This is a genomic window from Dryocola mayonis (genome assembly GCF_051307045.1).
Lineage (GTDB): Bacteria > Pseudomonadota > Gammaproteobacteria > Enterobacterales > Enterobacteriaceae > Dryocola.
The window spans coordinates 3,870,578-3,892,207 of the sequence record NZ_CP150452.1; the positions used below are offsets into that span (position 1 = coordinate 3,870,578).

A 21,630-nucleotide genomic window follows, 5' to 3' on the forward strand; every position below is an offset into this window, starting at 1 on the left:
AAGCTATATCGCTACCGCCCATTCTCTCGGCACTTCCCAGGGCGTGCGGAAATAGCCGCGTAAGGATTGCGGGGTATAGCTGCCCGTCAGCCATTCCCCGCTGTCCGCAGACTGATACGGCAGCGCCGCCCCGCCCTGCAAACGCTCAACGGCCGAATGGTGAATCATCATGGAAGATGTAAGCGGCGCGGGCAGCCTGCGGGGAGCTATGCCCGACCAGGGCGCGGGCGGGAACCATTCACAGTGCAGGCGACCAAGCGGATTGGCCGTCGCCTCGCTGCGCAAAAGATTCATTCCCAGGTCGTCAAGCGCGTCGCGCATCCATAAATAGGCCCCGTTCGATAACCCGCACTCCTCTTCAAAACAGCCGTAGCCGCCGCCCACGTCATGATGGGCGCCGGGAAACATCACCTGAACGATGCGCTCCCGGTTATCCCACAAGGCGGGGGCGAAATCGACGCGCTGTTCGTCGATGGCGATAGCCTGCAGGCCGTACTTCACCCTGGGATGCAGCTCGTTATTACCGAAACGGAAAATATCCATCCGCCTGTCGCCCAGGTATTCAGGAATCCCCATGCGTCCTACCGTTTCCCATACCGCCACGGCCTCCACCGGCACGCCGGTTATCATGCAGGCGGGATCTACGCTGTCGTAAAAGAATGCCGGAAAATCTACTGGCAGTGCGTCACACGGGCTGCCGCTTATCCCCGCCCGCGCGCGGTGCTGCGCCCAGACGGACGCCGCCAGCCGCCAGGCCTCTTCTTTGTGCCGCTCGTCAGGACGCACCCGGTCACGGTTTAATAAACCTTTATCAATTATCAGGTTAGCCAGCGCGCGCGCCGTCCAGGCGCCGTGGCTAAACCCCACCAGATAGATGCGGTCGCCGGGCTGCCAGTGGCGGCTGATAAAGGTGTAGCCGCGCACCAGGGGCGCAATAATACCGGCGCCGAAGACGCCGCCCAGCAGCTTCACAAATCCGTTATGCGGATCGCCCCCGCCATGAATGTACTTTGCGACCTGGGCTGCCTCTCCGCTGCCGTCAGCCCAGGTTTTTTCCTGCTCATTCGCCAGCAGCAGGCTGCGTTTATCCACCAGGCCCTTCATGTCGACAAACAGCTGGTAGACGTTGCTGACCACCGCCGTTTCGTTGGCCCGCGCGTCAAAACCAGGATGCGGCCACGCCCCGTCCGCACAAAAAATTATATTTTTGCCCATTGTTTATGCCTTCCCCAGAGTAATCCCTATAGCAAAGGCAAAAACGAAGCGCGTCACAATACGACAAATAGCTGATTACCATCGTAACTTTGCGGTCGCCGGCTCGCTGCGGCGCACTCTTCATCTTTTCGAAACCCTGACTTAACAAAAATGACACATTTCGTCGGCACCATGGGGCAACTTTTCAAGGAGGCCGCGTATGCAAACGATTATCCGCGTCAACAAACTGAGCAAAACTTTCAACGGCCACCAGGCGCTCAGCGCGGTGGATCTGGCGGTAAACGCAGGTGAGATGGTGGCTCTGCTGGGGCCGTCCGGCTCAGGAAAATCCACCCTCTTACGCCATCTGAGCGGTTTGATTACCTCTGATAAGACAGCGGAAAGCCGCGTGGAGCTGCTTGGCCGTACGGTACAAAAGGCAGGCCGTCTGGCGCGGGATATTCGCAAAAGCCGCGCCCACACCGGCTACATCTTTCAGCAGTTTAATCTGGTGAATCGCCTGACGGTGCTGGAAAACGTATTAATCGGCGCGCTGGGCTCCACGCCGTTCTGGCGTACCTGCGTTAACTGGTTCACCCGCGAACAAAAGCAGCGCGCGCTGCAGGCGCTGACCCGCGTCGGCATGGCGCAGCTTGCTTATCAGCGCGTCTCCACCTTATCCGGCGGGCAGCAGCAGCGCGTGGCGATTGCCCGCGCGCTGATGCAGCAGGCGAAGGTCATTCTGGCGGATGAGCCAATCGCCTCCCTCGACCCGGAGTCCGCGCGCATCGTTATGGAAACCCTGCACGACATTAACCGGCTGGACGGCATCACCGTGGTGGTGACGCTGCATCAGGTGGACTACGCCCTGCGCTACTGCGAACGCATCGTCGCGCTGCGCCAGGGCCATATTTTTTACGACGGAAGCAGCTCAGCGTTCGACAACGAACGGCTGGGAAATCTTTACCGCAGCATAGCCCGCGTTGACGCGGTCGCTGCTTAAAACTTTATCTATTTCAAGGAACTGTCATGAGCTACAAAGCCGTTAAAGCCCTCGCCTTTACCAGCCTGTTAAGCGTCAGTGCCCTGTTCAACGCAGCCCACGCGGATGAGCAAGAGAAATCCCTGAACTTCGGCATCATCTCTACCGAATCCCAGCAAAACCTTAAGCCGCAGTGGGATCCGTTCCTGAAGGACATGGAGAAGAAGCTGGGCGTGAAGGTGAACGCTTTCTTCGCACCGGACTACGCGGGCATTATCCAGGGCATGCGTTTTAACAAAGTGGATATCGCCTGGTACGGCAACCTTTCCGCCATGGAAGCTGTGGATCGCGCCAACGGCCAGGTATTCGCCCAGACCGTGGCGGCAGACGGATCCCCGGGCTACTGGAGCGTGCTGATCGTTAACAAAGACAGTCCGATCAACAACCTTCAGGATCTGCTGGCTAAGCGTAAGGATCTGACCTTCGGCAACGGCGATCCCAACTCCACCTCCGGCTACCTCGTCCCCGGCTACTACGTCTTCGCCAAAAACAACATCACCGTGAACGACTTTAAGCGTTCGGTGAATGCCAGCCACGAAACCAACGCGCTGGGCCGTCGCCAACAAGCAGGTGGATGTCGCCACTAACAACACCGAAAACCTCGACAAGCTGAAGACCTCCGCGCCGGACAAGCTTAAAGAGCTGAAGGTTATCTGGAAATCTCCGCTGATTCCGGGCGACCCGATCGTGTGGCGTAAAAACCTCTCCGAGGCCACCAAAGACAAAATCTACGACTTCTTTATGAGCTACGGCAAAACCGCGGAAGAAAAAGAGGTGCTGGCCCGCCTGGGCTGGGCGCCGTTCCGCGCCTCAAGCGACCTGCAGCTGGTGCCGATTCGCCAGCTGGCTTTGTTTAAGCAGATGCAGGGCGTGAAGGACAACCAGGGCCTGGATGAGAAAGAGCGAACCAGCAAAGTCAGCGAGCTGCAAAACCAGCTCAACGACCTGGATCGTCTGACCGCCGCGCTCGGCGCCATGAGCAGCGTGAATAAAGCGGTGCAGTAACACGTTTTCTGCAGGCCGGATAAGCGCCGCCGCCCGGCAATGTGGCGGATGGCGCGTTGCTTATCCGCCCTGCGAACTTGCGGATTCAGGTTAAACGGAGCAATCCATGCAACAAACGATACAGGTCGCCGCACCAAAACGTAGCTGGTTCTCGCTGCTAAGCTGGGCGATTGTACTGGCCGTGCTGCTGGTCTCCTGGCAGGGCGCGGAGATGGCGCCGCTCACGTTGTTTAAAGACGCCGGCAATATGGCGACCTTCGCCGCCGACTTCTTCCCGCCGGACTTCAGCCAGTGGCAGGTTTACCTGAGCGAAATGGGCATCACGCTGCAAATCGCCGTCTGGGGCACCGCGCTGTCCATCATCCTCTCCATTCCCTGCGGCCTGATGTGCGCCGACAACCTGGTGCCCTGGTGGGTTTACCAGCCGATGCGAAGAGCGATGGACGCCTGCCGCGCCATCAACGAAATGGTGTTTGCGATGCTGTTCGTGGTCGCGGTCGGCCTTGGGCCTTTCGCGGGCGTACTGGCGCTGTTCATCCACACCACCGGCGTTCTCTCCAAGCTGCTTTCCGAAGCGGTTGAGGCCATCGAACCCGGTCCCGTTGAGGGCATTCGCGCCACCGGGGCCAACAAGCTTGAAGAAATCCTCTATGGCGTACTCCCGCAGGTGATGCCGCTGCTTATCTCCTACTCCCTCTACCGCTTTGAGTCCAACGTCCGTTCGGCAACGGTGGTGGGCATGGTGGGCGCAGGCGGAATCGGCGTCACGCTCTGGGAAGCCATTCGCGGGTTCCAGTTCCAGCAAACCTGCGCGCTGATGATTGTGATTATCATCACCGTCAGCCTGCTGGATTTCCTGTCGCAGCGTCTGCGCAAACACTTTATTTAGCGAGGCTTTGTTGACGATGAACTTATCCAGACATCCGACCAGTTACCCCACGCGCTACCAGCAGATCGCCGCCCTGCTTGAACAGGAGCTGCGCAAAAACTACCGCTGCGGCGACTATCTGCCCGCCGAAAGCCAGCTTGCGGCGCGTTATGAGGTAAACCGCCACACGCTGCGCCGCGCCATCGACCAGCTCGTGGAAAAAGGCTGGGTGCAGCGCCGCCAGGGCGTGGGCGTACTGGTGCTGATGCGCCCGTTCGACTACCCGTTAAATGCCCAGGCGCGTTTTAGCCAGAACCTGCTCGACCAGGGCAGCCACCCCACCAGCGAGCGCATGCTTGCGGTGCTGCGCCCGGCTTCCAGCCAGGTCGCCGCCGCGCTTGGCGTGGCCGAGGGCAAAGACATTATTCACCTGCGCACCCTCAGACGCGTGAACGGCATCGCGGTATGCCTTATCGACCATTACTTTGCCGACCTTTCCTGGTGGCCTGCGCTGCAGCAGTTCCACAGCGGTTCGCTGCACGAGGTTATTCACACGCGGCTCGGCATCAGCCTGCAACGTACGCAAACCCGCATCAGCGCCCGCCGCGCCCAGGCGAAAGAAAGCCGCCTGCTGGAAATTCCGAACATGGCGCCGCTGCTGTGCGTTCGCACCCTTAACCATCGCGAAGGCGAGGCAAGCCCGGCGGAATACTCCGTCAGCCTGACCCGCGCCGACATGATTGAATTCACCATGGAGCACTAAATGGACGCACCGCAATTTGACATCGCACAGCGCCAGCACTGGATGGCCGTGCTCGCCCACAGCGAACCGCAAGAGCTGGCCAGCCGCTGGGAAGCTCTGAAGCTTAACCCTGCCTATCAGGTTATCCGAAAGCCGGAAACGGGCCTGGTGCAGATTCAGGCGCGTATGGGCGCAACCGGGCAACGCTTTTTTGCAGGCGACGCCACGCTCACCCGCGCCGTGGTGCAGCTCGATAACGGCATCTACGGCTACAGCTATTTAACAGGGCGCGACAAAGCCCACGCCGAGCGCTGCGCGGTTATCGACGCGCTGATGCAGGACAAAGCCTGTTTTCACACCCTGCAGGAAACCTTAATTGCGCCGCTGGCCACCAATCGCGAACAGCGCCTGGCCAAAAGGCGCGCCGAGGTAAACAGCAGCCGAGTCGACTTCTTTACCCTGGTTCGCGGAGATAACGCATGACCCTGATGACCGCCTTTACCCTGCCCGTGCAGGACGCCCAACAGAGCTTTCGCCGCCTGCTTAAAGCGATGAGCGAGCCGGGCGTTATCGTCGCCCTGCATTCGCTAAGCCAGGGCTGGGCGCCGCTAAACGTGGCCTCCACCAGCGTGCTGCTCACCCTTGCCGATAACGACACGCCGGTATGGATAAGCGCGGCGCTGGAAAACGAAGCCGCCGCGCAAAACGTCCGTTTCCATACGAATGCGCCCCTTTGCCTGAGGCCGGACCAGGCGCAGTTCGCCGTTGCCGGCGAGACGATTTCAGCCGACGAGCTTAACGCGCTGGCGCAGGGGAGCGACGTCGCGCCGGACACCAGCGCCACGCTGATTGTGCAGGTCAGCAGCCTGAGCGGCGGCCGCATGCTGCGCCTGACGGGCGCGGGCATTCGCGAGGAGCGCATGATCGCCCCGCAGCTGCCGGAATGCGTGCTTCATGAGTTAACCGAACGCCCGCACCCGTTCCCGCTGGGCATCGACCTGATCCTTACCTGCGGTGAACGCCTGCTGGCCATTCCCCGCACCACTCACGTGGAGGTGTGCTGATGTACGTCGCCGTGAAAGGGGGCGAGAAGGCGATTGCCGCCGCCCATATCCTGCAGGAACAGAACCGCCGCGGCAGCCAAAGCCATGCGGAAATCAGCGTCGCGCAGCTTGAGCAGCAGCTTGGCCTGGCGGTGGATCGGGTGATGACCGAAGGCGGCATCGCCGACCGCGAGCTGGCGGCGCTTGCCCTTAAACAGGCCAGCGGCGACACGGTAGAAGCCATCTTCCTGCTGCGCGCCTACCGCACGACGCTGCCTCGCCTGGCGGTAAGCGAGCCTTTAGATACCGCGAAAATGCGCCTCGAACGCCGCATTTCGGCAACGTACAAAGACGTGCCCGGCGGGCAGCTGCTCGGCCCGACCTACGACTACACCCACCGCCTGCTGGATTTCACGCTGCTGGCGAACGGCGAGGCTCCGGTGCTGAAAACCGGCGCTGACAATGCCGAACCCGCGCCGCACGTCTTTAGCCTGCTGGCAAAACAGGGTCTGGCGAAAGCCGAAGAGGATAACGGCGCACGGCCGGACGATATTACCCGCCAGCCGCCGGTTTATCCGTGCTCCCGTTCGTCGCGCCTGCAGCAGCTGGTGCGCGGCGACGAAGGTTTTCTGCTGGCGCTGGCCTACTCCACCCAGCGCGGATACGGGCGCAACCACCCCTTCGCCGGCGAAATTCGCAGCGGCTACGTTGCTATCGACATCACGCCGGAAGAGCTGGGTTTTTCGGTGAACGTCGGCGAACTGCTGCTGACCGAATGCGAAATGGTCAACGGTTTTGTCGCCCCCGCTGACGAAGCGCCGCACTTCACGCGGGGCTACGGGCTGGTATTCGGCATGAGCGAACGCAAAGCGATGGCGATGGCGCTGGTCGACCGCGCCCTGCAGGCCCCGGACTACGACGAAAACATAGCCGGCCCGGCGCAGGATGAAGAGTTCGTGCTGGCGCATGCGGACAACGTCGAGGCCGCCGGTTTCGTCTCGCACCTCAAGCTGCCGCACTACGTCGATTTCCAGGCCGAACTGGAACTGCTTAACCGCCTGATAAAGGAGCGCGAAAATGGCTAATCTGAGCGGCTATAACTTCGCTTATCTGGACGAACAAACCAAACGCACGCTGCGCCGCGCCATTTTGAAAGCCGTGGCGATTCCGGGCTACCAGGTGCCGTTTGGCGGTCGTGAGATGCCCATGCCGTACGGCTGGGGCACCGGCGGCATCCAGATTACCGCAAGCGTAATCGGCGAGGCCGACGTGCTGAAGGTCATCGATCAGGGCGCGGATGACACCACCAACGCCGTGTCGATCCGTAATTTCTTTAAGCGCGTAACCGGCGTAAACACCACCGAGCGCACGGAGGACGCCACGCTAATCCAGACGCGCCACCGCATCCCGGAAACGCCGCTGACGGAAGATCAGATATTGATTTTCCAGGTGCCAATCCCCGAACCGCTGCGCTTTATCGAACCGCGCGAAACGGAAACCCGCACCATGCACGCGCTCGAAGAATACGGCGTGATGCAGGTGAAGCTGTACGAAGATATCGCCCGTTTCGGCCACATCGCCACCACCTACGCCTACCCGGTGAAGGTGAACGAGCGCTACGTCATGGACCCGTCGCCGATCCCGAAATTCGATAACCCGAAAATGGACATGATGCCCGCGTTGCAGCTGTTCGGCGCCGGGCGCGAAAAGCGCATTTACGCGGTGCCGCCGTTTACCCGCGTGGAAAGCCTCGACTTTGACGATCATCCGTTTACCGTTCAGGAGTGGGATCGGCCCTGCGCCATTTGCGGCTCGCGCCACAGCTACCTGGATGAAGTGGTGCTCGACGACGCGGGCAGCCGCATGTTCGTCTGCTCCGATACCGATTTCTGCCGCCAGAACAGCGAGGCCGCCTCCCAATGACTCAACCCCTGCTTTCGGTCAACAACCTGACGCACCTCTACGCCCCCGGCAAGGGCTTTAGCGACGTCTCCTTTGAACTCTATCCCGGCGAAGTGTTGGGTATCGTCGGCGAATCCGGCTCCGGGAAAACGACGCTGCTGAAGTCTATCTCCGCCCGCCTTACGCCGCAGAAAGGCGAAGTGATGTATCTCGACGCCTCGCTGTACGGCATGAGCGAAGGCGAACGCCGCCGCCTGCTGCGCACCGAGTGGGGCGTGGTGCATCAGCACGCGATGGACGGCCTGCGCCGCCACGTTTCCGCCGGCGGCAATATCGGCGAAAGGCTGATGGCAACCGGCGCCCGGCACTACGGCGAGATCCGCGCCACCGCCCGGCGCTGGCTTGAGGAAGTGGAAATCCCCGCCTCGCGCATCGACGATCTGCCGACGACGTTTTCCGGCGGCATGCAGCAGCGCCTGCAAATCGCCCGCAACCTGGTCACCCATCCAAAGCTGGTGTTTATGGACGAGCCCACCGGCGGGCTGGACGTGTCCGTGCAGGCGCGCCTGCTTGACCTGCTGCGCGGCCTGGTACGCGAGCTGAACCTGGCGGTGGTGATCGTTACCCATGATTTGGGCGTAGCGCGCCTGCTGGCCGACCGTCTGCTGGTGATGAAGCAGGGTCAGGTGGTGGAAAGCGGGCTTACGGACCGCGTGCTGGACGACCCGCACCATCCCTACACCCAGCTGCTTGTTTCTTCGGTTCTTCAGAATTAGGTGGGCGCATGACCAGATTACGGGTAGAAAACCTGAGCAAAACCTTTGTGTTACACCATCAGCACGGCATTCGCCTGCCGGTGCTGGCGAAAGCGACGCTGGAGGTAAAATCCGCAGAGTGCGTGGTGCTGCACGGCCATTCCGGCAGCGGAAAATCCACCCTGCTGCGTTCGCTGTACGCCAACTACCTGCCGGATGAAGGCCATATCTGGGTCAGGCATGGCGACGAATGGCTGGATATCGTCCAGGCTCCGGCGCGCGAGGTGCTGGCGGTGCGGCGCCAGACCATCGGCTGGGTGAGCCAGTTCTTGCGCGTTATCCCGCGGATTTCTGCGCTGGAAGTGGTGATGCAGCCGCTGCTGGATCTGGGCGTGCCGCGTGAAGAGTGCGCCACCAAAGCGGCGGCGCTGTTAACTCGCCTGAACGTCCCGGAGCGCCTGTGGAGCCTTGCGCCATCCACCTTTTCCGGCGGCGAACAGCAGCGCGTGAATATCGCTCGCGGCTTTATCGTCGATTATCCGATTCTGCTGCTTGATGAGCCCACGGCCTCGCTGGATGCGAAAAACAGCGCCGCCGTGGTGTCGCTGATTCTTGAGGCTAAGGCGCGCGGGGCGGCGGTGGTGGGCATTTTCCACGACGAGGCGGTGCGTAACCAGGTGGCGGATCGCCTGCATTCTATGGCTGCGGTGGAGGTACAACATGATTCTCAATAACGTCAGGCTGGTGCTGGAAAACGAAGTGGTCAACGGTTCGCTGGAAGTGGCCGATGGGGTTATCCGCAACTTTGCCGACAGCCCAAGCCAGCTTGCGCAGGCGCAGGACGGCGAAGGCGGCTGGCTGCTGCCGGGGCTTATCGAACTGCATACCGATAATCTGGATAAATTCTTTACCCCGCGCCCGAAGGTGGACTGGCCCGCCCACTCCGCCATGAGCAGCCACGACGCGCTGATGGTGGCCAGCGGCATCACCACGGTGCTTGACGCGGTGGCGCTGGGCGACGTGCGCGACGGCGGCGACAGGCTGGAAAACCTGGAGAAGATGATTAACGCGGTGATGCACAGCCAGCAGCGCGGCGTGAACCGCGCCGAACACCGCCTTCATCTGCGCTGCGAGCTGCCGCATCACACCACCCTGCCGCTGTTCCGGCAGCTGATTGACCGGGGCGGCGTCTCGCTGGTGTCGCTGATGGACCACTCGCCGGGCCAGCGCCAGTTCTCCAACCTCATCAAGTACCGCGAATACTATCAGGGCAAATACCAGCTCAACGACGCGGAGATGGACAGCTACGAAGCCGATCAGCTGGCGCTTGCGGAACGCTGGTCGCAGCCAAACCGCCAGGCGATCGCCGCGGAATGCCGGGCGCGTAATATCGCCCTTGCCAGCCACGACGACGCCACCGCCGCGCACGTTGCGGAATCGCGCGAGCTGGGCAGCGTAATCGCTGAGTTTCCGACCACGCTTGAAGCGGCGCAGGCTTCTCGCCGGCACGGGCTAAGCGTGCTGATGGGCGCGCCGAATATTGTCCGCGGCGGCTCGCACTCCGGGAACGTGGCAGCCCATCAGCTCGCGCAGGCTGGGCTGCTGGATATTCTCTCCTCCGACTATTACCCGGCGAGCCTGTTGGACGCCGCCTTCCGCGTGGCGCACGACGATTCCAACAGCTTTACGCTGCCGCAGGCCGTGGCGCTGGTTACGCGCAACCCGGCCAAAGCGCTGCATCTGGAAGACCGGGGCGTGCTGGCGGAAGGCAGGCGCGCGGACATGGTGCTGGCGCATCAGCATGGCGATCACGTACGCGTCGGACACGTCTGGCGCCAGGGAATTCGGGTGTTCTGATGAGCAAAGTGGTCTGGTTGATGGGAGCGTCCGGCTCCGGGAAGGACAGCCTGCTGACGGCGCTGCGCCAGCAGCAGCATAATCGGCTGCTGATAGCGCACCGCTACATTACCCGCGCCGCGGACGCGGGCTGCGAGAACCATATTTCCCTGAGTGAAAGGGAATTTACCCAGCGCCAGCAGCAGGGGCTGTTCGCCCTGAGCTGGCGGGCGCATCAGCAAAGCTACGGCGTTGGCGTCGAGCTGGATATCTGGCTGGAGGCCGGGTTCGACGTGGTGGTGAACGGCTCGCGCCAGCATCTTAAGCAGGCGCGCGAACGCTACGGTCACGCGCTGGTGCCCATTTGCCTGCACGTCTCAACGGAGGTGCTGCGGCAGCGGCTGGAACAGCGCGGGCGGGAAACGCCGCAGCAAATCGAGCAGCGCCTGCGGCGGGCGACGATCTCAGCCCCGGATTTGGACTCCTGTCTGGTACTCAATAACGACGGCAGTCTGCTACAGTCTGTCGAGTCGTTTATGCGTCTGGTTAACGGCCAGCGCAACGCCAACGTCGTCCACTTTCGGCCAAAGGAGCCTCGTCATGTCTGATACCGTTGAATTTCGCCGCGCCACCATTGCCGATAGCGATACCGTCTATGCCCTGATTTGCGAGCTAAAACAGGCGGAGTTTGACCGGCAGGCGTTTAACGTTGGGTTTGCGGCAAACCTTGAAGATCACAACCTGTGCTATCAGCTGGCCCTGGTGAACGGCGCGGTTGTCGGCATGATTGGTTTGCATATGCAGTTCCATTTGCATCATGCGAACTGGATCGGCGAGATTCAGGAGCTGGTGGTGATGCCGCAGGCGCGCGGCCACGGCGTGGGCAGCAAGCTGCTGGCCTGGGCGGAAGAGCAGGCGCGTATCGCCGGCGCGGAGCTGACGGAGCTTTCCACCGGCAAAGGAAGGCTGGACGCTCATCGTTTCTACGCGCGCGAAGGATATCAGCAGACCCATTTCCGGTTTACCAAACCCGTGGAGACACTGAATGAGCCTCAAGCTAACCCTTAGCGGCACCGGCGGCGCGCAGCTTGTGCCCGCCTTTGGCTGCCGCTGCGCCGCCTGCGAGCGCGCCCGCAACGATCCCCAATATCGTCGCAAACCCTGCAGCGCGGTGGTGAAGTTTAACGATGCGGTGACGCTGCTGGACGCGGGCATGCCGGATCTGATGGATCGCTGGCGGCCGGAAGACTTTCAGCAGTTTTTACTGACCCACTACCATATGGATCACGTGCAGGGTCTGTTTCCCCTGCGCTGGGGCGTCGGCAAGAAGATCCGCGTCTACGGCCCGCCCGATGAACAGGGCTGCGACGATCTCTTTAAGCACCCAGGCATGCTGGATTTCAGCCACACGCTTGAGCCTTTTGTCTGGTTTACCCTCCAGGCTCTGCGCGTTACCCCGCTGCCGCTTAATCATTCGAAACTGACCTTCGGTTATCTGTTCGAAACGCCCCATAGCCGCGTAGCCTGGCTCAGCGATACCGCAGGCCCTGCCGGAAAAAACCCTGAAGTTTCTCGCCAACAACAGGCCGCAGATTATCGTTATCGACTGCAGCCACGAGCCGCGCCCTGAAACGCCGAAAAACCATTGTGATTTAAACACGGTGATAGCGCTAAACGAGCAAATCGGCTGCCCGCGCGTGATCCTCACGCATATCAGCCACCAGTTCGACTGCTGGCTGATGGAAAACGCTCTGCCGGAGGGTTTCGAAGCCGGGTTTGACGGGCAGGAAATTTGTGTGGCTTAGACCGGGCTATGTCGGCTGGCGCTGACGCTTAGCCGACCTGCAAAACGCTAATGTAGGGTGGATAAGCGCAAGCGCCATCCACCGCCTCATCTACGCTCGCCGGTATTCAACTCTTCTGACACCCCCGCCCAGTCCGCCGGATAAATCCCTCGCTTAACGTCCCGATGAAAAGACGAGAAAGGCCAGTCGCTGACCTTATCCACCAATCCATGCTTCAGGGGGTTGATGTAGAGGTAATTCATATGCGCCGCGTAATCCTGTTCATCCCTGATACAGTGCTCCCAAAAGCGTTTTTGCCAGACGGGGCGCGCCGCGTAATGTAGCGATTTAGTGAAGGATTTTTTTATTTCCCGCCAGCGTGCGGAATAATCGCTGTCCCCTGCCGGAAGCGTCCAGATGCAGTGCATATGGTCGGGTAAAACCACCCATGCGTTTATCCTGAAGGGAGAGCGTAGCTTCACCTTTTGGATAGCCTGCCTCAGTTCGGCGAGATGACGAGTAAGTAAATCGCTATGGCGATGGAAAAGGTTAACGGTAAAAAACCAGGTTCCGCCCGGCACGTAAGAACGGCGATAGTTCGGCATGCTGCGCTTCCTTGTGAAAATGTCGGCTGGCGCTGACGCTTAGCCGACCTGCAAAACGCTAATGTAGGGTGGATAAGCGCAAGCGCCATCCACCGGTCTGCCCCGAACATATCATGATGAATAAACGCCGCCCGGCGGCCGTTAAAGCTTCCGAAGCCGCCTCGCAAAAATAAAACTCACCGGTAATCGTCATCCAGACGGCGTTCGTCGTCTTCGAGCTGTCGGCGCTGTTCGTCCAGCTGGCGCTGCTGCTCGTCAAGCTGACGGCGCCGCTCCTCTAACTGCCGATGCCGATCCTCATAGCGTCGTCGCTCGTCTGAACCGTTTTGCCGGTCTTCATCATCCCAGCGGCGATCGTCTTCGTTGCTGCGGTCGTCGTTCTGGCTATAGGCATCGTTTATCGCCTGCGAAACAGAGCTGACGATGGAGTTATCAAACAGGCCGTCGAGCGCGTCGGCATGGGCAAGCGTGGTAAGGGACAGCGTGCTTAACAGCAGCGCGGTGGAGTATCGGTTCATAAGCCAGTCTCAAGGGGGTGACCGGCTGTAGCCTATGAGAGGAGATAAGCGTACGACAGCGGAGGATTCCCATAATGCTGCGCGCAGGCAAAGGCGCAAGTCAGCCCCTCTTTGCAGAGGGGCTAAGTCCTTGCTACAGGATAATTAGTGAGGTGCATATCAATGAATAAGGCGGCTGAAGTTAAGTTCCACATCCCACCCGCTTCCTCCTGGTTTACTGGAAGGGGCTTTCTATTAATGTCTGCTTCTGCGTGCCGAGTCAATTGTTTACGGCTGACCTTTTTTCGCTTTTGCCAGCCGGCTTACAGATGGCGCTACCTTACCGGTCGGGACTGCCAGGCGCGGCGCAAGGCGTGGGCCAGCTGCACCTGGTTAAAAGGTTTACGCAGCAGCTCCACCTCCGGCAGCTGCTGTCCGCTGCGCCGCAAATCCTGGCCGCTTATCAGCAGCAGGGTGAGGTGAGGATGGTGCCTGCGGGCATGCTGTAAAACCTCCGCGCCGCTCATGCTGCCCGGCAGCATCAGATCGCTGATCACCACGCGGATGTCCGGCACGTCGGCCAGCATTTGCAGCGCCTGCCGGCTGTCGTTGGTCTCAAGCGTCAGATAGCCTAGCTGGTGCAGCTGTTCGCAGAGCGTCTGGCGCACGTCCTGCTCATCTTCCAGCACCAGCACCAGCCGGTCTTCGTTTTCGTTGGCGGCAGGCGCCTCCGGCTGGGGCTCGCTCAACGCCTGCCCGGGCGCGCGAGGAAGCTGCAGGCGCACCAGGGTTCCCTGCCCCGGCGCGCTTTCAATCTGCACGCGCCCGCCGGACTGGCGCACAAACCCGTAAACCATCGATAAACCCAGCCCGCTCCCGCTTCCGGTCTGTTTGGTGGTGAAGAACGGCTCAAACACCTGCGCTTTGATCTCCGGCGACATGCCGTGCCCGGTGTCGATAACCTCCAGCGCGACCATGTCCTGTTTGCCCCCGCTGGCGCGCACCACCCGCTGGTTCCAGGTGCGAATTTTTATGCTGCCGGTTTGTCCGTCCATCGCGTCGCGGGCGTTCATCACCAGGTTGATAATGGCGTTTTCCAGCTGGTTGACGTCAATCCACGCGGGCCAGGCGGGCTGCTGCGCTTCGATTTCAAGCGTGAGGGTGGCGGGCAGAGAATGGCGGATTAGCGGGTCGAGGTTTTCCAGCAGGCTCTTCATCGCCACGGCGTGAGGATGGAGCGACTGTTTGCGCGAAAACGCCAGCAGGCGCTGGGTGAGCTGCGCGCCGCGCTCGGCGGCCTTCAGGGAACGGTTGATGCGCGTGGCGTCGGGCGAATCCGCCGCAACCAGCTCAAGGCTGCCGATAATGACCGCCAGCAGGTTGTTGAAGTCGTGCGCAAGCCCGCCGGTTAGCTGCCCTACCGCCTTCATCTTCTGGCTGTGCACCAGCGCCTCTTCCAGCGCCTTGCGTTCGCTGCGCTCAAGCACCACGTTCACCATGCCGCGCCCGGGTACAGGGCTGAAACGCAGCTCGATGGTGCGGTTATCCGCCAGCCGCAGCTCCTGCGGCTTGGGCTGCGGGCGCGAAAGGTTTTCCAGAATGTGCTCCTGCAGCAGCGTAGCCTGCTTGAGCAGGTCGAGATAGTGCTGCCCGCGCTGCAGCTTTTCCGGCGCCAGCCCCAGCAGCAGCGGATACTGCGGGTTCCACACCACCAGAAAGCCCTCGTTATCAAACAGCGCAAAGCCGTCGCGCATGGCGTGAAAGGTGGTTTCCAGCTGCGTGCTTTTTTCTTTCAGCAGCTTCGAGGTGTGCTCCAGCGAGGAGGTATTGCGTGCGAAAACGTTGAACGCCCGCGCCAGCTCCCCCAGCTCGTCCCGGCGCTGCAGCGCGGGCACGCTGACGTCCCGCTCGCCTCTTGCCAGCCGCGTCATGGCGTGAGAAATAGCCGTCAGATTCGAGCCCAGGTTTTTGTAGATATACCAGCCCGCGAAGCCGGTTATCACTATCGCCAGCAGAGCAAACAGGCCGATAAAGAAGATCATCGACTGCAGATCCCTGTGGCTTTGCTCGGTGCGGTTTAGCGACTCCTGCGCCACTTTCTGCACGTAAAGATTGATATCCCGATTGAGAAAGGCCACCAGCGCTTTGATGTGGTACATAAACCAGGCGATGGCCAAATCGCTGTTATCAAGCCGCTGGGACAGCGGCAGCAGCTGCCGTAAATGCGCGTTGAACTCCTGCAAGATTTCATCGACCAGCGGCGAATCAGCCTGGGTGGGCAGCTTTGACATCACGTCGGTAAGCTGCACCACGGTCGCCTTTGGCGAAGGCGTCTGAATGGCTATCAGGATAAGCCTGTCCATCTGCGCAAGCAGCGCGGCGTCGGGAATATTCAGCCCGTCACGGGCATTGATATCCTGAATATGATGCAGATAGCTCTGGTTCTGGTACAGCGCGCTGAGCAGCTCGTTGCGCTCCAGATGGCGGCGATGGCCCAGCTCCAGCATGCGCGTGACGCTGCTTTCCAGCTCGTTGCTGCGTTCGGTAATGCGCTTAACCAGCTGGGGCTCGTGGCTTGCGAGCGGAGCCGTCGCCAGATGATTGAGCGAATTTTGCAGCTCCAGCTGCGTTTGCTTCAGGCGCGCCGCCTCGCTTTGGTACTCAAGCGCGCCGACGACCTGGGTCAACCGCACGGCGGCGGTTGCGACGTTCGCCGTGTCCCGCGCCAGCTCCATGCTGCCGGACATATCGCTGAGCGTTTGCCCCTGCACCTGCTCCTGCAGGCGGCTGGCGTGTTCAAACCCCAGCACCGCCACGCCGCAAACCATCAGCGTCACCGCCACCACCAGCAGGTTGAAGAACAGCAGACGGCCACGGGCGCTGGCTAAAAAGGGCGTGCGGGGTTGCGGCATAGAGGGCTCCAGTTCCAGCATGCATGGCGGATAAGCGCGGGCGTCATCCGTCTTCCGGCGATTGGGCGGTGGACGGCGCGTTGCTTATCCACCCTACATTTCTAGTTGCATCGCGGCGGCAGGGAAATCGATACATCACGGGAATGTGACAACGGTTAACTATTCACGAATATGACAAATATGAACGGCTTCTGACATTTTGCATTTACCTGCGGGTGTTTGACTGGCATCACTCGATTTTTCACCCGCAGGAGCCGCGCCATGAGTAAAGTGCCCATTCTGGAGATGCGCAACATTGCCAAATCTTTCGGCAAGTTCTATGCGCTTAAAGGCGTCGACCTGACGGTGTTTCCCGGCGAAATTCACGCGCTGATGGGCGAAAACGGCGCCGGAAAAAGCACCCTGATGAAGATCCTTGCCGGCGCCTATACCGCCACCAGCGGAGAGATTCTGATTGAGGGCCAGCCCTACAGCATTAAGGGGCCGAAAGACGCCCTGAGCGCCGGCATCACGCTGATTTACCAGGAGATGCAGCTCGCCCCGAACCTGACGGTGGCGGAAAATATTTTCCTCGGCAGCGAGCTGTCGCGCGCGGGGCTGGTGCAGCGCAAAGAAATGGTCATGCAGGCGCAGACGGTAATCAATCGTCTCGGCGCGCAGTTCAAGGCCAGCGATCTGGTAATGAACCTGACCATCGCCGAACAGCAGCAGGTGGAGATTGCCCGCGCGCTACACCGCAACAGCCGCATTTTAGTTATGGATGAGCCCACCGCGGCGCTTTCCTCCCGCGAAACGCACCGCCTGTTCGAGCTGATTATGCGCCTGCGCGACGAAGGCATGGCGATCATTTATATCAGCCATCGCATGGCGGAAGTGTATGAACTCTCAGACCGGGTCAGCGTGCTGCGCGACGGACAGTACGTCGGCAGCCTGACCCGCGAAAATCTTAACGCCAACGAGCTGGTGCGCATGATGGTGGGCCGCCCGTTGAGCGATCTGTTCAATAAAGAGCGCGATATCCCGCTGGGCGATACGCGGCTGAACGTCCACCACCTGACGGACGGCGGCAAAGTGCAGCCGGTGAGCTTACAGGTGCGTTCCGGAGAAATCGTCGGCCTTGCGGGGCTGGTCGGCGCCGGGCGTTCCGAACTCGCGCAGCTTATTTTCGGCGTGCGGAAAGCGACCGCTGGCACCCTTGAAATCGACGGCAAACCGGTCAGCATCCATTCACCCCGCGAAGCCATTCGCCACGGCATCGGCTTTCTTACCGAAAACCGCAAAGAGCAGGGTTTGTTCCTGGAGCTGGCGGCGCAGGACAACATCACCATGGCGACGCTGGAACGCGACGCGCATTACGGCTGGCTGGATCGCAAAAAGGCGCAAACCATTTCCGACGACGCCATCAGCCTGCTGAATATTCGCGTGCCTCACGCGCAGGTACGGGCCGGGGGATTATCCGGCGGGAACCAGCAAAAGCTGCTGATCTCGCGCTGGGTGGCGATTGGCCCGCGCATTTTGATCCTCGATGAACCCACCCGCGGCGTGGACGTAGGCGCCAAAAGCGAGATCTACCGGATCATGAGCCAGATGGCGAAACAGGGCGTGGCGATCCTGATGATCTCAAGCGAGCTGCCGGAAGTGGTCGGGATGAGCGACCGGGTATATGTGATGCGCGAAGGCAGCATCGCAGGCGAGCTGCACGGCAAGGACATCACACAAGAAAGCATCATGACGCTGGCAACCGGCGTGGAAGATGCCCACAACAAGGTGGTTAACCATGGCTAATAAGATCGATCCACGCAAAGGCGCGCCGGTTGCGGACACGCCGCAACAGGTGGCAAAAAACGCCTCGCTGAAAAAAGCTTTGTTCGGCGATTTGATGCAAACCATCGGGATTTTGCCGATTCTGGTGCTTATCGTCGCCGTTTTCGGCTTTATCACGCCGAACTTCTTTACCGAATCCAACCTGCTGAACATTGCCCGCCAGTCGTCCATCAATATCGTGCTGGCGGCGGGCATGACTTTCATTATTTTGACCGGCGGCATCGACCTTTCGGTTGGCTCGATACTGGGCACCACGGCGGTAACGGCGATGGTCGTTTCACTGATGCCGGGCTGGGAGTCGCTGTCCATTCCCGCCGCGCTGATGATGGGCACCGGGCTTGGGCTGTTTAACGGCATGCTGGTGGCCTGGGCGGGACTGCCGCCGTTTATCGTCACGCTTGGCACCTATACCGCCCTGCGCGGCGCGGCCTATCTGCTGGCCGACGGCACCACGGTGATCAACTCCAATATCAACTTTGAGTGGATCGGCAACTCGTATCTGGGCCCGATCCCGTGGCTGGTGGTGATTGCGCTGGCGGTAATTGTGGTGTGCTGGTTCATCCTCAGGCGCACCACCCTCGGGGTGCATATCTACGCGGTGGGCGGCAACATGCAGGCGGCGCGCCTTACGGGCATCAAGGTGTGGATGGTGCTGCTGTTCGTTTACGGCATGAGCGGGCCTGCTCTCCGGGCTCGGCGGCGTGATGAGCGCCTCGCGGCTATACAGCGCCAACGGCAACCTCGGGATGGGCTACGAGCTGGACGCCATCGCGGCGGTGATCCTCGGCGGCACCAGCTTTGTGGGCGGCATCGGCACCATCACCGGCACCCTGGTCGGGGCGCTGATTATCGCCACGCTTAACAACGGCATGACGCTGATGGGCGTCTCGTATTTCTGGCAACTGGTGATCAAAGGGGCGGTGATCATCATTGCGGTGCTGATAGATAAATACCGTACCCGTCACCATCAAAGTGCATAACAAAAAACACCCTACACAGGAGATATGCCATGCGTTTGAAGCCGATTGTGACCGCGTTACTCGCGGGAGCCATGATTGCCGGGGCGCCGTTTGCCCAGGCTAAAGAACTGAAATCCATCGGGGTGACGGTGGGCGATCTCGCCAACCCGTTCTTCGTGCAGATTACCAAAGGCGCCGAGCTTGAAGCCCGCAAGCTTGCGGGGGACAACGTGAAGGTGACGCTGGTCTCCAGCGGTTACGATCTGGGCCAGCAGGTTTCGCAGATCGATAACTTTATCGCCGCGAAAGTGGACATGATCATTCTTAACGCCGCGGATTCCAAAGGGATCGGCCCGGCGGTGAAGCGCGCTAAAGATGCCGGGATCGTGGTGGTGGCGGTGGACGTTGCGGCGGAAGGCGCGGATGCGACCATTACCTCAGACAACACCCAGGCGGGTGAAATGGCCTGTAAGTACATCTCAGATCGCCTGAAAGAGAAAGGCAACGTGGTGATCATCAACGGGCCGCCGGTCTCCGCCGTGCAGAACCGGGTTGAAGGCTGCGTGACCGAGTTCAAAAAGCATCCTGACATTAAGATCCTGTCTTCTAACCAGAACGCCAAAGGCAGCCGTGAAGGCGGCCTGGAAGTGATGACCTCGCTGCTGGCGGCCAATCCTAAGATCGACGGCGTTTTCGCCATCAACGATCCGACGGCGATCGGCGCCGATCTGGCGGCGAAGCAGGCGCAGCGTAGCGAATTCTTTATCGTTGGCGTGGACGGCAGCCCGGACGGAGAAGAGGCCCTGAAACGCGGTGGAAACTCGCTCTTTGTGGCAACGCCTGCGCAGGACCCGCAGGTGATGGCGGCGAAGGCGGTGGAGATTGGTTACGACATTCTGCAGGGTAAACCGGCGCCGAAAGAGCCCGTGCTGATCCCGGTAACCATGATCGATAAAGACAATATCGGTACTTATAAAGGCTGGACGGTGAAATAACGCCAGCGCTGTGCGAATTGTAGGGCGGATAAGCCACGCGCCGTCCGCCCTACGAAAAAGAGTGTGGACAAGGAGACAACATGAAACGCTCCGAAGTGAACCAGATCCTCACCCGGACCCGCCATTTCTTTACCCAGCATGATGTCCACCTGCCGCCGTTCGCCTTCTACGACCTCGCGAAATGGCAGCAGCTGGATAAAGCCATCTGGCAGGAGGTCTTCGATCTGAAGCTGGGCTGGGACGTGACGGCGTTTGGCGGCGACGATTTCCAGGCCCAGGGGCTGACGCTGTTCACTTTGCGCAACGGCTCCCCGGAAGGCGCGCCCTACCCTAAAAACTACGCCGAAAAAATCATGCATGTCCGCGAAGGCCAGCTCACGCCGATGCATTTTCACTGGCGAAAACAAGAAGACATCATCAATCGCGGCGGCGGCAACTTGATTGTCGAACTGTGGAATTCGGACCAGTTCGAGCAGCCTGAAGAGAGCAACGTAACGGTCACCATTGACGGCTGCCGCCAGACTCACGCGGCGGGCAGCCAGCTGCGCCTGTCGCCCGGCGAAAGCATCTGCCTGGTGCCCGGCGTCTACCACAGTTTCTGGGGCGAGCCCGGATACGGCGACGTGCTGGTCGGCGAAGTGTCGATGGTTAACGACGACGACCGCGACAACCGCTTCCTGAAGCCCCTTGAGCGTTTTAACAGCATTATTGAAGACGAGCCGGCGCGACTGCTGCTGTGCAATGAGTATCGCCAGCATTTTTAATCGGCCCATCACTTTTTTCCCAACACCGGGGGAACCACTATGGCTTTGATATCGCTTGCAGACGGACTGGCTCACGCACGCGCCAACGGCTATGCGCTGGGCGCTTTTAACGTACTCGACAGCCATTTTCTGCGCGCGCTTTTTGCCGCAGCGAAGCAGGAAAAATCGCCTTTTATCATTAACATCGCCGAAGTGCATTTTAAATACGTGTCGCTGGATTCGCTGGTAGAGGCCGTTAAATTCGAAGCGGCCAGGCAGGCTATTCCGGTCGTGCTCAATCTCGATCACGGCCTGCATTTTGAAGCGGTTGTTCGCGCATTACGCCTCGGTTTTAGCTCGGTGATGTTCGATGGTTCTACACTTGACTATGAAGAGAATATTCGTCAGACCCGCGAGGTGGTGAAGATGTGCCACGCGGTGGGCGTTTCCGTTGAGGCGGAGCTGGGGGCGGTCGGCGGCGACGAAGGCGGCGCGCTGTATGGCGAAGCCGACAGCAATAAGTTCACCGATCCCGCCGTCGCGCGTGATTTCGTCGACAGAACGGGCATCGATACGCTGGCCGTCGCCATCGGCAACGCGCACGGAAAATACAAGGGCGAACCGAAGCTCGATTTTGACCGCCTGGCCGCCATCCGTCAGCAAACCGGTATCCCCCTGGTGCTGCACGGCGGCTCCGGCATCAGCGATGAGGATTTCCGCAAGGCGATAACGCTCGGCATCCATAAAATAAATTTCTATACGGGTATGTCGCAGGCGGCCCTTGGCGCCATTGAGCAACGCATGAACCAGCGGCACGCTATTTATGACGAGTTCGCCGAACTGTTGCTCGGCATCGAAGAGGCTATTACCGACGTTGTCGCCGGGCAGATGCGGATTTTTGGTAGTTCGGGTAAGGCCTAAGGA

At 60.4% G+C, this 21,630-nt stretch carries 20 protein-coding genes and 3 pseudogenes; 19 read left to right on the forward strand and 4 right to left on the reverse strand.

Annotated features, from left to right (window positions below):
* Positions 1–3: 3 nt before the first annotated feature.
* Entirely contained in the window at positions 4–1,215 is a 1,212-nt protein-coding gene (locus WLO32_RS18725; protein WP_435946482.1) for a phospholipase effector Tle1 domain-containing protein, read from the reverse strand.
* A gap of 199 nt (positions 1,216–1,414) precedes the next feature.
* On the opposite strand from WLO32_RS18725, the gene phnC reads away from it, so the two are divergent.
* From phnC to phnP, 14 genes and pseudogenes are all read left to right on the forward strand, one after another.
* Positions 1,415–2,197: a phosphonate ABC transporter ATP-binding protein gene (gene phnC / locus WLO32_RS18730; RefSeq protein ID WP_435946483.1), complete on the forward strand. Its 783-nt coding sequence runs from the start codon at positions 1,415–1,417 to the stop codon at positions 2,195–2,197.
* Between the two features lie 26 nt (positions 2,198–2,223).
* Positions 2,224–3,241: pseudogene (gene phnD, locus WLO32_RS18735) on the forward strand (phosphonate ABC transporter substrate-binding protein).
* A 106-nt stretch (positions 3,242–3,347) separates the two neighbouring features.
* Positions 3,348–4,130: a phosphonate ABC transporter, permease protein PhnE gene (phnE, locus tag WLO32_RS18740; RefSeq protein ID WP_435946484.1), complete on the forward strand. Its 783-nt coding sequence runs from the start codon at positions 3,348–3,350 to the stop codon at positions 4,128–4,130.
* A gap of 16 nt (positions 4,131–4,146) precedes the next feature.
* The gene (gene phnF, locus WLO32_RS18745; RefSeq protein ID WP_435946485.1) at positions 4,147–4,872 is read left to right on the forward strand and encodes a phosphonate metabolism transcriptional regulator PhnF; all 726 of its coding nucleotides are present in this window, start codon (positions 4,147–4,149) and stop codon (positions 4,870–4,872) included.
* Entirely contained in the window at positions 4,873–5,334 is a 462-nt protein-coding gene (phnG, locus tag WLO32_RS18750) for a phosphonate C-P lyase system protein PhnG (RefSeq protein WP_435946487.1), read from the forward strand.
* Positions 5,331–5,915, forward strand: coding sequence for a phosphonate C-P lyase system protein PhnH (gene phnH, locus WLO32_RS18755; protein WP_435946488.1), 585 nt, complete (start codon positions 5,331–5,333; stop codon positions 5,913–5,915). Before phnG ends, phnH begins: the two co-directional genes overlap by 4 nt.
* Positions 5,915–6,979 (forward strand): carbon-phosphorus lyase complex subunit PhnI, encoded by a 1,065-nt coding sequence (locus WLO32_RS18760; RefSeq protein WP_435946489.1) that lies wholly within the window; start codon positions 5,915–5,917, stop codon positions 6,977–6,979. The genes phnH and WLO32_RS18760 overlap by 1 nt, the downstream gene beginning before the upstream one ends.
* A complete protein-coding gene (phnJ, locus tag WLO32_RS18765) occupies positions 6,972–7,817 on the forward strand; it encodes an alpha-D-ribose 1-methylphosphonate 5-phosphate C-P-lyase PhnJ (protein ID WP_435946491.1) in 846 nt (281 codons plus the stop codon). Before WLO32_RS18760 ends, phnJ begins: the two co-directional genes overlap by 8 nt.
* Positions 7,814–8,572: a phosphonate C-P lyase system protein PhnK gene (phnK, locus tag WLO32_RS18770; RefSeq protein WP_435946492.1), complete on the forward strand. Its 759-nt coding sequence runs from the start codon at positions 7,814–7,816 to the stop codon at positions 8,570–8,572. Before phnJ ends, phnK begins: the two co-directional genes overlap by 4 nt.
* Before the next feature lie 8 nt (positions 8,573–8,580).
* Complete coding sequence (phnL, locus tag WLO32_RS18775) at positions 8,581–9,285, forward strand: phosphonate C-P lyase system protein PhnL (RefSeq protein WP_435946494.1); 705 nt, start codon at positions 8,581–8,583, stop codon at positions 9,283–9,285.
* Positions 9,272–10,408 carry an alpha-D-ribose 1-methylphosphonate 5-triphosphate diphosphatase gene (gene phnM, locus WLO32_RS18780; RefSeq protein ID WP_435946495.1) on the forward strand — a complete coding sequence of 379 codons (1,137 nt, stop codon included), beginning with the start codon at positions 9,272–9,274 and terminating at the stop codon, positions 10,406–10,408. Before phnL ends, phnM begins: the two co-directional genes overlap by 14 nt.
* A complete protein-coding gene (phnN, locus tag WLO32_RS18785) occupies positions 10,408–10,995 on the forward strand; it encodes a ribose 1,5-bisphosphokinase (protein WP_435946497.1) in 588 nt (195 codons plus the stop codon). Before phnM ends, phnN begins: the two co-directional genes overlap by 1 nt.
* Entirely contained in the window at positions 10,988–11,455 is a 468-nt protein-coding gene (phnO, locus tag WLO32_RS18790; RefSeq protein ID WP_435946498.1) for an aminoalkylphosphonate N-acetyltransferase, read from the forward strand. Before phnN ends, phnO begins: the two co-directional genes overlap by 8 nt.
* Positions 11,433–12,192, forward strand: a pseudogene (gene phnP / locus WLO32_RS18795) (phosphonate metabolism protein PhnP). The gene phnO and the pseudogene phnP overlap by 23 nt, the downstream one beginning before the upstream one ends.
* An 86-nt stretch (positions 12,193–12,278) precedes the next feature.
* Here the strand turns inward: phnP and WLO32_RS18800 are convergent.
* The 3 genes from WLO32_RS18800 to WLO32_RS18810 all read right to left on the reverse strand — a co-directional run bounded on the left by WLO32_RS18800 (position 12,279) and on the right by WLO32_RS18810 (position 16,185).
* Entirely contained in the window at positions 12,279–12,776 is a 498-nt protein-coding gene (locus WLO32_RS18800) for an REP-associated tyrosine transposase (protein WP_435946499.1), read from the reverse strand.
* 176 nt (positions 12,777–12,952) lie between these two features.
* A complete protein-coding gene (gene yjdP / locus WLO32_RS18805) occupies positions 12,953–13,294 on the reverse strand; it encodes a DDRRRQL repeat protein YjdP (protein ID WP_435946501.1) in 342 nt (113 codons plus the stop codon).
* Positions 13,295–13,608: 314 nt separating this feature from the next.
* Positions 13,609–16,185 (reverse strand): ATP-binding protein, encoded by a 2,577-nt coding sequence (locus tag WLO32_RS18810; RefSeq protein WP_435946502.1) that lies wholly within the window; start codon positions 16,183–16,185, stop codon positions 13,609–13,611.
* A 261-nt stretch (positions 16,186–16,446) separates the two neighbouring features.
* Here WLO32_RS18810 and WLO32_RS18815 point away from each other — a divergent pair, with 261 nt between their 5' ends.
* The 5 genes and pseudogenes from WLO32_RS18815 to WLO32_RS18835 all read left to right on the forward strand — a co-directional run bounded on the left by WLO32_RS18815 (position 16,447) and on the right by WLO32_RS18835 (position 21,627).
* Positions 16,447–17,970, forward strand: a complete 1,524-nt coding sequence (locus WLO32_RS18815; protein WP_435946503.1) for a sugar ABC transporter ATP-binding protein — start codon at positions 16,447–16,449, stop codon at positions 17,968–17,970.
* 94 nt (positions 17,971–18,064) lie between these two features.
* Positions 18,065–18,989 (forward strand): annotated as a pseudogene (locus WLO32_RS18820) (ABC transporter permease subunit).
* 29 nt (positions 18,990–19,018) lie between these two features.
* Entirely contained in the window at positions 19,019–19,963 is a 945-nt protein-coding gene (locus WLO32_RS18825) for an ABC transporter substrate-binding protein (protein ID WP_435946504.1), read from the forward strand.
* A gap of 80 nt (positions 19,964–20,043) precedes the next feature.
* Positions 20,044–20,727 (forward strand): D-lyxose/D-mannose isomerase, encoded by a 684-nt coding sequence (locus WLO32_RS18830; RefSeq protein WP_435946505.1) that lies wholly within the window; start codon positions 20,044–20,046, stop codon positions 20,725–20,727.
* Positions 20,728–20,766: 39 nt separating this feature from the next.
* Complete coding sequence (locus WLO32_RS18835) at positions 20,767–21,627, forward strand: ketose 1,6-bisphosphate aldolase (RefSeq protein ID WP_435946506.1); 861 nt, start codon at positions 20,767–20,769, stop codon at positions 21,625–21,627.
* Positions 21,628–21,630 lie beyond the last annotated feature (3 nt).

Coding starts and splice junctions, on each gene's coding strand:
- WLO32_RS18725 (WP_435946482.1), bottom strand. CDS start 1,215: ATGGGCAAAAATATAATTTTTTGTGCGGACGGGGCGTGGCCGCATCCT.
- phnC (WP_435946483.1), top strand. CDS start 1,415: ATGCAAACGATTATCCGCGTCAACAAACTGAGCAAAACTTTCAACGGC.
- phnE (WP_435946484.1), top strand. CDS start 3,348: ATGCAACAAACGATACAGGTCGCCGCACCAAAACGTAGCTGGTTCTCG.
- phnF (WP_435946485.1), top strand. CDS start 4,147: ATGAACTTATCCAGACATCCGACCAGTTACCCCACGCGCTACCAGCAG.
- phnG (WP_435946487.1), top strand. CDS start 4,873: ATGGACGCACCGCAATTTGACATCGCACAGCGCCAGCACTGGATGGCC.
- phnH (WP_435946488.1), top strand. CDS start 5,331: ATGACCCTGATGACCGCCTTTACCCTGCCCGTGCAGGACGCCCAACAG.
- WLO32_RS18760 (WP_435946489.1), top strand. CDS start 5,915: ATGTACGTCGCCGTGAAAGGGGGCGAGAAGGCGATTGCCGCCGCCCAT.
- phnJ (WP_435946491.1), top strand. CDS start 6,972: ATGGCTAATCTGAGCGGCTATAACTTCGCTTATCTGGACGAACAAACC.
- phnK (WP_435946492.1), top strand. CDS start 7,814: ATGACTCAACCCCTGCTTTCGGTCAACAACCTGACGCACCTCTACGCC.
- phnL (WP_435946494.1), top strand. CDS start 8,581: ATGACCAGATTACGGGTAGAAAACCTGAGCAAAACCTTTGTGTTACAC.
- phnM (WP_435946495.1), top strand. CDS start 9,272: ATGATTCTCAATAACGTCAGGCTGGTGCTGGAAAACGAAGTGGTCAAC.
- phnN (WP_435946497.1), top strand. CDS start 10,408: ATGAGCAAAGTGGTCTGGTTGATGGGAGCGTCCGGCTCCGGGAAGGAC.
- phnO (WP_435946498.1), top strand. CDS start 10,988: ATGTCTGATACCGTTGAATTTCGCCGCGCCACCATTGCCGATAGCGAT.
- WLO32_RS18800 (WP_435946499.1), bottom strand. CDS start 12,776: ATGCCGAACTATCGCCGTTCTTACGTGCCGGGCGGAACCTGGTTTTTT.
- yjdP (WP_435946501.1), bottom strand. CDS start 13,294: ATGAACCGATACTCCACCGCGCTGCTGTTAAGCACGCTGTCCCTTACC.
- WLO32_RS18810 (WP_435946502.1), bottom strand. CDS start 16,185: ATGCCGCAACCCCGCACGCCCTTTTTAGCCAGCGCCCGTGGCCGTCTG.
- WLO32_RS18815 (WP_435946503.1), top strand. CDS start 16,447: ATGAGTAAAGTGCCCATTCTGGAGATGCGCAACATTGCCAAATCTTTC.
- WLO32_RS18825 (WP_435946504.1), top strand. CDS start 19,019: ATGCGTTTGAAGCCGATTGTGACCGCGTTACTCGCGGGAGCCATGATT.
- WLO32_RS18830 (WP_435946505.1), top strand. CDS start 20,044: ATGAAACGCTCCGAAGTGAACCAGATCCTCACCCGGACCCGCCATTTC.
- WLO32_RS18835 (WP_435946506.1), top strand. CDS start 20,767: ATGGCTTTGATATCGCTTGCAGACGGACTGGCTCACGCACGCGCCAAC.